The sequence below is a fragment of the Streptococcus infantis ATCC 700779 genome (assembly GCF_000187465.1).
GTDB lineage: Bacteria > Bacillota > Bacilli > Lactobacillales > Streptococcaceae > Streptococcus > Streptococcus infantis.
The window spans coordinates 1,875,275-1,883,688 of sequence record NZ_GL732439.1 but is presented as its reverse complement, the minus strand read 5'-3'; the positions used below and the strand labels follow the sequence as shown (position 1 = coordinate 1,883,688).

The window sequence follows — 8,414 nt, the reverse complement described above, 5'->3', positions numbered from 1 at the left end:
TAACCTTAAGTTATAGTGCCCTGCACATTGGTTCGTCTTGTTCAGTTTTCAAAGGTCTTTGTCGCGCTTACGACAACTATATTAGTATATCACAGTCACTTTTCTCTGTCAACAGGTTTTTTTAACTTTTTTTAAATCCTATTTCCATCAACCGCGATACACCCATAGTCCGTACGGGATTCGAACCCGTGTTACCGCCGTGAAAAGGCGGTGTCTTAACCCCTTGACCAACGGACCCTGAGCTTTTTAACTCTTTCTATTATACCTGCTTTTACAATCTTGTCAACTAGTTTTTTAAAAATTAGTTAACAAGATTCTAGGTACACAAGTAGATGAGTAACTGAGATTACAATTCAGCAATTTGATTCAAGTTTACTTCTGCTACTGTATCATTACCAAACATTGAAATAACCATTTTCACTTTGTTGTTATCAATTTCAGTAATTTTTCCTGTGTAATCAGCAAAGGCACCCTCAATGATGCGCACTGTTTGACCAACTTCAACATTGATATCGAATTCTTGAACCGTTTGTCCCATTGATACCAATATATCTCTGATTTCTTGTTCCAAAAGCGGAGTTGGTTTAGATCTGTTCCCGTGTGAGCCGACAAATCCCGTAACGTTTGGTGTATTACGAACCACAAACCAAGCTTCATCAGTCATAACCATTTCCACAAGGACATATCCTGGGAAGCGATTTTCTTCAACTTCTTTTTTCTTCCCATTTTTTTCAACTTGCACAGTTTGAGTTGGAATTTCCACACGTAGGATATTATCCAACATATTGTATGTTTGTGCACGTTGCAAGAGATTTTCTTTTACTTTATTTTCATAACCAGAATATGTTTGTAGGACAAACCATCCTTTATCAAAACTATCCATCTTTTTTCCTTTCTTAATGGTAAACTTCTTTCAGCCTATTTATACTATCTTAAAAAATGTTAATGAATCGGATTAATCCGCTAACGATTAACTGGTCAAAAATATAAATGATGACAACAAAGAAGGCAGTGTATTCCATGATAGATTTGAAATCTACCCAACTTTGTTTTCGAGTTGGCCAAGTTGTATCTTTAAGAAGTGTAAAGATATCCTTAATAAAACCCATTCTTATCTCCTATCTCGTTTCTCGATGTGTTGTGTATTTACCACAATGTTTACAAAATTTATTTACTTCTAAGCGAGTCGGTTTTGGATTCCCACTAATTTTAATTGAGTAGTTTCTTGAACCACAAACCGCACAGGCTAAACTTGCTTTTTTAAGTGCCATAGCGCCTCCATCTTATCTATTATAACAAGAATCCTTGTCTTTGACAAGTTAAATTGCACTCTGCATTTTCCTATTTTTAAAATAAAAAAGCCCAGGAATAATCCTAGACTCTATTTTACATTATTTACCAAGATAGTATTCAGAAACTACGTTCAATTTTTCGTCAAATTCGAATACCAATGGTGGGAAGTTAGGGATTTCCACATCCATGATTTCGTCGTCTGATAATTGTTTGATGTGTTTTACAAGGGCGCGGATTGAGTTACCGTGTGCACCTACGAATACGTTTTTACCATCTTTAAGTGCTGGAGCGATTTTATCTTCCCAGAATGGAAGAGCGCGTTCCAAAGTCACTTTCAAGTTTTCAGCATCTGGAATTACTGAGTCATCAAGTGAAGCGTAACGACGGTCTGTGTGAGCTGAGTGCTCATCATCACGAGGCATTGCTGGAGGCAATACATCGTATGAACGACGCCAGATGTGAACTTGCTCATCACCAAATTGTTCAGCAGCTTCAGCTTTGTTTTTACCAGTCAAACCACCGTAGTGACGTTCGTTCAAGCGCCATGATTTTTCAACTGGAACCCAAAGTTGGTCAGATGCTTCAAGTGCAAGGTTAGTTGTTTTGATTGCACGTTTCAATACTGAAGTGTAAGCTTGGTCAAATTCAATACCAGCTTCTTTGATCAATTTACCAGCATCGATAGCTTGTTGAGTTCCTTTTTCAGAAAGATCTACGTCAGCCCATCCTGTGAAAAGGTTAGCTTTGTTCCATTCAGACTCACCGTGGCGAGCGAAAACCAATTTTACCATTAGTTGGATTCTCCTTTTATTTTTCGAGGTTACCCTCGTTTATCTATTCTATTTTACACAATTTTTCACAAAAAAGCTAGTTAAAATCAACGAAAAAGAGAAGAGCTCTTCGACTCTTCTCCTAGAATAACTTATCCTTCAATTTTGAATTGTTTCAAGCTTGCTAGGTACAAAGCTCCACCAATGACAAGGACGATTCCGCCAATCCACCCAAGGAAAGGAATCAAGGCAACTACAGATCCAACGATAAATAGAATCGATGGTGCTAGTGAAATACGATTATCATCCTTATAGTAGACAAGTGAGAGGATTCCAAGAATGAGAGTTGCAATTTTCACTAAAGAGAACACAATGAAAATAATTCCCAATACTACTCCTGCAAAATCTTCATCTTCAGAAATGGCTGCAAGAAAAATAATAAAAACTGGTAAGAAAGCTAAAATAGCTCCTGCAATAATACCAATAAAGCCATCTACTTGTGCTAGTGTTTTTGTCTTCATAAATATCTCCTTTTATTTTAATAAGGTATATTATACCATATTTTTATTAAAGTTTTTATTTTTTAAAAAAATACAGGAATTTCTCCTGTATTTTTGTTAGATTATTTAGCTTCAAATCCTTCTGCTACTATGTCTGCAAAGTTTTCTTCAACGATGCTTGCACAGTGATCACAGATGGTTGCATTATAGCTACGCTCTGCTGTACTTGGATCGATACGACGGCAACGATCACAAACTTCACCAGCCGCACGCTCAACCGTGAAGGCTACATCTTCGAAAGCAACCGCACCTTCTGGAGCTGGTCCTTCTGCGATAGTCAAGTCTGACACGATCAAGAGTTGGGCTACATTGCTATCAACAGCTCCAAGAAGAGTTTTAACCACTTCATTTGGATAAACTGTCAAGTGAGCTTCAAGTGATTTTCCGATTACTTTTGCATTACGAGCTTCTTCCAAGGCTTTTTGAGCTTGTCCACGGAAGTCCATAAAGGCTGCCCATGTATCCAAGATTTCCTCTTGGTTGGCAAATGTTTGTGCTTCAGGTAATTCTGATAATTGAACAAAGTCTTCTGTTTCAAACTCGAGATATGACCAGATTTCTTCAGCAGTGTGAGGAAGAATTGGTGTCAAGAGTTTGGTGATTTTGACCAGAATGTCGTAGAAGACTGTTTGCATTTGACGACGTTCAAGTGATTTTGCACCTTCGATGTAGACAACATCTTTGGCAAAGTCAAGGTAAAAGGCAGACAAATCAACGTTGATAAAGTTAACAAGCGCCTTATAGATTGTCAAGAATTCAAAGTCAGCATAAGCGTCACGAATAGTCTTAACAAGCTGGTTAAAGCGGATAGTCATGTACTTATCAACAGAACGAAGTTCTTCGTAAGCGACTGAATCCTCAGCTGGGTTAAAGTCAGAAGTGTTGGCAATCAAGAAACGAAGGGTGTTACGGATCTTACGGTATGTTTCAGAGACTTGACTCAAGATATCCATAGAGATACGGACGTCGTTACTTGAATCTACACTGGTTACCCAGAGACGCAAGATTTCTGCACCAAATTGTTTTTCAACATCGCTTGGAGCAATGGTATTCCCAAGAGATTTAGACATCTTCTCACCTTTACCGTCAAGGGCAAAACCTTGTGACAAGATTTGTTTGTATGGTGCTACACCATGGTTGGCAACAGATGTGATGAGTGATGAGTTGAACCAACCACGGTATTGGTCAGAACCTTCAAGGTAGAGGTCAGCTGGGTATTTGAGTTCTGGACGGTTAACCACAACTCCGTTCCATGAAGAACCTGAGTCAAACCAAACGTCCATGATGTCTGTTTCTTTCTTGAACTCACCATTTGGTGAACCTGGATGGGTAAATCCTTCTGGCAAAAGGTCTTTGGCATCACGTTCCCACCAGATGATGGAACCATGTTCTTCAAAGAGTTGAGCAACATGCTCGATGGTTTCAGCTGTCATGATTGGTGTGCCATCTTCTGCGTAGAAGATTGGAAGAGGAACTCCCCAAGCACGTTGACGAGAGATAACCCAGTCACCACGGTCACGAATCATGTTGTAAAGACGGACTTTACCCCATTCTGAGTGGAACTTCACTTTTTCAATTTCGTCCAAGATTTCTTGGCGGAATTTAGATACAGAAGCAAACCATTGAGGCACTGCACGCCAGATGATTGGTTTTTTCGTACGCCAGTCAAATGGGTAAGAGTGAGAGATTTCTTCTTGAGCAAGGAGTAAATCACCAAGTTTTTCAATAACCGTTGGCACAACCTTGTCGTAGAATTGGCCTTCGAACTCTGCACCTGCATTGGCCATCATGATCCCGCGTTCGTTAACAGTGACTGCGACTTCAAGCCCATTAGCAACACCGACATTGTAGTCATCCTCACCAAAACCAGGAGCTGTATGGACGATACCAGTACCAGAATCAGTTGTAACGTGGTCACCAAGGATAACGAGTTCATCTACTGCTGTATCCCATGGGTGCTCTGTCACAATTTGATTCAATTCTGAACCACGGTAAGTAGCTAAAACTTGAACGTCAGACCAACCGAATTTCTCAGACAAACTATTCAACAATTCTGAAGCAACCACAAACTTACGAGATTCACCAGCTGGTTGCACCAAGACGTAATCAATATCCGCACCAACAGTCAAACCACGAGAAGCCGTGATGGTGAATGGAGTTGTTGTCCAAACGACGATGTAAGTATCTGTATCAAGGACACCTTTACCATCTTTTACCTTATTGGCATAGTAAAGGGACGTAGAAACCAAGTCATGGTATTCAATTTCCGCTTCTGCAAGCGCAGACTCAGATGACCAAGACCAATAAACAGGCTTCGCTCCACGGTAGATGTAGCATTTATTAGCCATTTCACCGAAGACACGGATTTGCGCTGCTTCATAGTCAGGAGTTAGTGTTACATATGGATTTTCCCAGTCACCAGAAACACCCAAACGTTTAAAGTCTTCGCGTTGTTTATCTACTTGAGACAGAGCGTATTCACGGCAGAGTTTCAAGTACTCAACCAAGTCCATCTCTTTGCGTTTAACACCTTGTTTTGCTAAAACTTGCTCGATTGGCAAACCATGAGTATCCCAACCTGGGATGTAAGGTGCATAAAAGCCTGACATAGACTTAGAACGAACAATGATATCTTTAGAAATCTTGTTCATGGCATGTCCTACGTGGATGTTCCCGTTGGCATACGGAGGGCCATCATGAAGCGTGAAATGCGGTTTTCCTTCATTTAATTCTTGACGACGTTGATAGAGTTTTGCTTCCTCCCATTCCTTTTGCCAAACTGGCTCTTTGCTCGGAAGGCCGGCACGCATTGGAAATTCTGTTTTCCCAAGATTGAGGGTTTCTTTAAGTTTCATTAGTACTCCTTTAATGTAAATTGACAATATAAAAACCACGACTCGCAAAAAGGACGAAAATCGTGGTACCACCTTTGTTCGGAAAAAGACCTAGTCTCTTTCCCTCTTTTCCCGTAACGTGGGCAACGTCAAATCTTACTATTTTCAGATTTGATACTAAGAGAGGATAAATTTACCAACAGGGATTGTAGGACTTCCACCATCTCCTACTCGCTAGAAATTTGATTGATAAATTCTTGTTCTCTAATGAGATTCTTATAAAATTAGAACTGATTCTTGTTGAGTGTCAGCATCATCTTGAGGTCCTTCCTCATGTGCTGGTTCAACAGGAGTTTCAGCAACTGGCTGAACTTCAACTTCAGTTGACTCTTCAGCAGCTTGTTCAGCCTCTAACAATTCTTTGTTAGCTGCTTCAATACGCGCTTGAAGTTCTGCAACTTCTTCTGGAGAAAATTGACGAGTCATGTCAATTGGTTCTTCATCATGATATGAAGATACATCTTCACCTAGAACCTCTTGGACGACTTCCTTGAATGCTTCGTCGCTCGTTTGAAGATAAGTTGCAGTCGGACGCAAAATTTCTTCCCAATCTGATGAATCAACAATAGCCAACTGACTTTCGATTGTTGATTTCAAACGTTGGTGGAAGACGCGACTCTTGTTCTTCAACTCTTCAGTTTCTACAGCAACTTTTTTAGCATTATCTGTTGCTTGTCGCAAAATTTCATTGGCTTTGTATTTTGCTTCATCAAGCAAGCGTTGGGCATCTTGCTCAGCCTGCTTAATGATGTTATTAGAACGGTCGTTCGCAGCTTGTTTCACACGTTCAGCTGTGTCTTGAGCAATCAATACTGACTGACTCAATGAATCTTTGATTTCATCAAAATAAGATAGACGCTCTTCTAAATTTTTAATGTGCTGTTCTTTTTCATGATTACTACGAACCAAACCTTCATAGTCACGAACAACAATATCTAAAAATTCATCAACTTCTTCACGGTTAAAACCTCTAAACTGAACACCAAAGGTTTTATCCTTAATTTCTAACGATGTAATTGGCATATTTTTCCTCACTTATTTAATAAAAAATAGAATCATGAATTGCTTCTGGTTCTTGCTCGTTTGTTACTGTTCTTTTAGGAATATCAGTCGTATAGTCGGAAAGACGTTCTTCTAGTTTTTTGATGTAGAGTTCAGTTTCCTCTTTGTTTCGGATTAATTCCTCTAATTCAAAATAAATCTTATCTAGAAATAGGTCAACTTCTTCCTGATTGTAGCCTCTGAATGATCTTGAGAAAGCTTTATCACTAATTTCTTGTGGTGTAATTGACATGTTTATTCTCACTTGCTTAATAGTAGCTGGACTGTTAATTTTTTCTTATCCTTTTTGGTTTGACCGTTTTCTTTAAGTAAGATAATTCGACCAAAGCGTCTGACACTGATTAAATCACCAATTTTTACCGGATAGTCCGATTTTTCAACTATATGATAGTTGACTTGAACCAACTTTTTTTCAACCAGAGCCGAAGTTTGGGAACGAGATAATTTCAATATGCTAGATAAGAAGGTATCCAGACGAAGACTTGAAACCAAGACTTCTTTTTCTTGATACTCGTCTTTAGATTCTATCATATCTGAAAAAGGGCGTTCTACTAAACTTACAGGCAACTTGGAAATCTTTTGAATTCCATCTTGGAAAAGAGTGGTAAATCTTCGATCGACAATAATTTGGGCTTTATCTTCTGTCACCAGAATGTCTCCGAATAACTTACGGTCAATCCCTAGTCGATTGAGAACTGTACCCAATATCTTTGAATGGGTCAGTTGCTGAAACTTGCTGGGATAAACAATCTCAAGCAAGGTCATTTCAAAATCTTCCAAACTTGGCGTGAAGTAATCGGGCGCTAAAATAACCCTAGCGTATTCCGAAGAGATATAACTCGTACTAGAGAAGACTTTTATCCCTCTATTATTTCCTAAAGTTTCCAAGATAAATACTTGGTGAGGATTTATAAAAGGAGATAAAATCGGTGCATAGTGCTCCTCGACTTGATTCAACCATTCCAAGCCCTTATCGATGAATGGAATATCCTCCGTTGCGAAATGTTGGTAAAGTTCCTTGCTCATAATATGACTAGCAAATTGATAAGATAGCGACTAATCATGCGCAAGAGAATTAGAGCTATCCAAACAGAGAAATCCAAACCTGCAATTTGAAGAGGTAGACGTTTTAGAGGTTCAAGAATTGGTTTACACAAAGTCTCTAAAAATTTCCCCAACTGTGTGTTATAGGCATTTGGAAACCATGATAATAGAGCAAAAGCTACAAGTATCAGTGAATAGATATCTGTAGCATTTTGGATAAAACGAATTATTAGAAACATTAACGTACTCTATTTCTCTTCATGTCAAAGTCGTATTCTTCGCTTTGAGCTTCTTCAGGTAAACGAATATCTTCAATGTTTACCACAACACCAACAGGTGTCAAAAGATACATTGTGTTCGCTACTTTTCTTAACTCACCAGCAAGGACATGACGTGCTCCATCCAAGTAATCCAAACAACGACGAGCTTGAACTTCTGTCATATATTGGAAGTCAATCAAGATACTTTCATTTCCAGCCAACAAATCAACAATATCTGTTGCATCTTCGTAACGGCGTGGGTAACGAACATCGATGGTTACTTTTTCAGTAGAGTGATGACTTTCAATTGCTAGTTGTTGCTGACGGGCATGAAGTTTTGTAATATTTTTCTCTTTTGCTCCGACTGAAGAAGAATCTTGAGCAGCAGCTTGCTGTGGCAATTCTCTTTTTTGAGGAACCGAAGCTAGTGAACGTTCAGGTTGTGCAGCTACAACTTCTGAAGCAACTTCATCTCCATCTTCTGTAAAGTAATCTATAAATTTATCAAATTTATCTTTTAATGACATGATT

At 39.0% G+C, this 8,414-nt stretch carries 11 protein-coding genes, 1 tRNA gene and 1 other annotated feature; all 12 genes read right to left on the bottom strand.

Annotated features, from left to right (window positions below; translation table 11 throughout):
- Positions 1-165 precede the first annotated feature (165 nt).
- The 12 genes from HMPREF9423_RS11580 to HMPREF9423_RS11530 all read right to left on the bottom strand — a co-directional run bounded on the left by HMPREF9423_RS11580 (position 166) and on the right by HMPREF9423_RS11530 (position 8,410).
- A tRNA-Glu gene (locus HMPREF9423_RS11580) sits at positions 166-237 on the bottom strand.
- Positions 238-346: 109 nt separating this feature from the next.
- Positions 347-883, bottom strand: coding sequence for a transcription termination/antitermination protein NusG (gene nusG / locus HMPREF9423_RS11575; RefSeq protein WP_006149546.1), 537 nt, complete (start codon positions 881-883; stop codon positions 347-349).
- A gap of 49 nt (positions 884-932) precedes the next feature.
- On the bottom strand, positions 933-1,109 hold the full coding sequence (gene secE / locus HMPREF9423_RS11570) for a preprotein translocase subunit SecE (protein ID WP_004254104.1): 177 nt from the start codon (positions 1,107-1,109) through the stop codon (positions 933-935).
- Between the two features lie 9 nt (positions 1,110-1,118).
- The gene (gene rpmG / locus HMPREF9423_RS12180) at positions 1,119-1,271 is read right to left on the bottom strand and encodes a 50S ribosomal protein L33 (RefSeq protein WP_001809375.1); all 153 of its coding nucleotides are present in this window, start codon (positions 1,269-1,271) and stop codon (positions 1,119-1,121) included.
- A 120-nt stretch (positions 1,272-1,391) separates the two neighbouring features.
- Positions 1,392-2,084 (bottom strand): phosphoglycerate mutase, encoded by a 693-nt coding sequence (locus HMPREF9423_RS11565; RefSeq protein ID WP_004254105.1) that lies wholly within the window; start codon positions 2,082-2,084, stop codon positions 1,392-1,394.
- Positions 2,085-2,215: 131 nt separating this feature from the next.
- Entirely contained in the window at positions 2,216-2,584 is a 369-nt protein-coding gene (locus tag HMPREF9423_RS11560; protein WP_006149545.1) for a hypothetical protein, read from the bottom strand.
- A gap of 101 nt (positions 2,585-2,685) precedes the next feature.
- Positions 2,686-5,478, bottom strand: a complete 2,793-nt coding sequence (ileS, locus tag HMPREF9423_RS11555) for an isoleucine--tRNA ligase (protein WP_006149544.1) — start codon at positions 5,476-5,478, stop codon at positions 2,686-2,688.
- 46 nt (positions 5,479-5,524) lie between these two features.
- Positions 5,525-5,737: a binding site (T-box leader), on the bottom strand.
- On the bottom strand, positions 5,734-6,540 hold the full coding sequence (locus tag HMPREF9423_RS11550; RefSeq protein ID WP_006149543.1) for a DivIVA domain-containing protein: 807 nt from the start codon (positions 6,538-6,540) through the stop codon (positions 5,734-5,736). (Overlaps the previous feature by 4 nt.)
- Before the next feature lie 16 nt (positions 6,541-6,556).
- A complete protein-coding gene (locus HMPREF9423_RS11545; protein WP_006149542.1) occupies positions 6,557-6,811 on the bottom strand; it encodes a DivIVA domain-containing protein in 255 nt (84 codons plus the stop codon).
- Between the two features lie 8 nt (positions 6,812-6,819).
- Positions 6,820-7,605 carry a YlmH family RNA-binding protein gene (locus HMPREF9423_RS11540; protein WP_006149541.1) on the bottom strand — a complete coding sequence of 262 codons (786 nt, stop codon included), beginning with the start codon at positions 7,603-7,605 and terminating at the stop codon, positions 6,820-6,822.
- Positions 7,602-7,862 (bottom strand): YggT family protein, encoded by a 261-nt coding sequence (locus HMPREF9423_RS11535; protein ID WP_004254129.1) that lies wholly within the window; start codon positions 7,860-7,862, stop codon positions 7,602-7,604. The genes HMPREF9423_RS11540 and HMPREF9423_RS11535 overlap by 4 nt, the downstream gene beginning before the upstream one ends.
- Positions 7,862-8,410: a cell division protein SepF gene (locus HMPREF9423_RS11530; protein ID WP_006149540.1), complete on the bottom strand. Its 549-nt coding sequence runs from the start codon at positions 8,408-8,410 to the stop codon at positions 7,862-7,864. The genes HMPREF9423_RS11535 and HMPREF9423_RS11530 overlap by 1 nt, the downstream gene beginning before the upstream one ends.
- Between the last annotated feature and the right edge of the window lie 4 nt (positions 8,411-8,414).

What these genes read in the sequence shown, in the direction of transcription:
- HMPREF9423_RS11540 (WP_006149541.1), bottom strand. Translation starts at nt 7,605, where the DNA reads ATGAGCAAGGAACTTTACCAACATTTCGCAACGGAGGATATTCCATTC.
- HMPREF9423_RS11565 (WP_004254105.1), bottom strand. Translation starts at nt 2,084, where the DNA reads ATGGTAAAATTGGTTTTCGCTCGCCACGGTGAGTCTGAATGGAACAAA.
- HMPREF9423_RS11550 (WP_006149543.1), bottom strand. Translation starts at nt 6,540, where the DNA reads ATGCCAATTACATCGTTAGAAATTAAGGATAAAACCTTTGGTGTTCAG.
- nusG (WP_006149546.1), bottom strand. Translation starts at nt 883, where the DNA reads ATGGATAGTTTTGATAAAGGATGGTTTGTCCTACAAACATATTCTGGT.
- HMPREF9423_RS11535 (WP_004254129.1), bottom strand. Translation starts at nt 7,862, where the DNA reads ATGTTTCTAATAATTCGTTTTATCCAAAATGCTACAGATATCTATTCA.
- HMPREF9423_RS11545 (WP_006149542.1), bottom strand. Translation starts at nt 6,811, where the DNA reads ATGTCAATTACACCACAAGAAATTAGTGATAAAGCTTTCTCAAGATCA.
- HMPREF9423_RS11560 (WP_006149545.1), bottom strand. Translation starts at nt 2,584, where the DNA reads ATGAAGACAAAAACACTAGCACAAGTAGATGGCTTTATTGGTATTATT.
- ileS (WP_006149544.1), bottom strand. Translation starts at nt 5,478, where the DNA reads ATGAAACTTAAAGAAACCCTCAATCTTGGGAAAACAGAATTTCCAATG.
- rpmG (WP_001809375.1), bottom strand. Translation starts at nt 1,271, where the DNA reads ATGGCACTTAAAAAAGCAAGTTTAGCCTGTGCGGTTTGTGGTTCAAGA.
- HMPREF9423_RS11530 (WP_006149540.1), bottom strand. Translation starts at nt 8,410, where the DNA reads ATGTCATTAAAAGATAAATTTGATAAATTTATAGATTACTTTACAGAA.
- secE (WP_004254104.1), bottom strand. Translation starts at nt 1,109, where the DNA reads ATGGGTTTTATTAAGGATATCTTTACACTTCTTAAAGATACAACTTGG.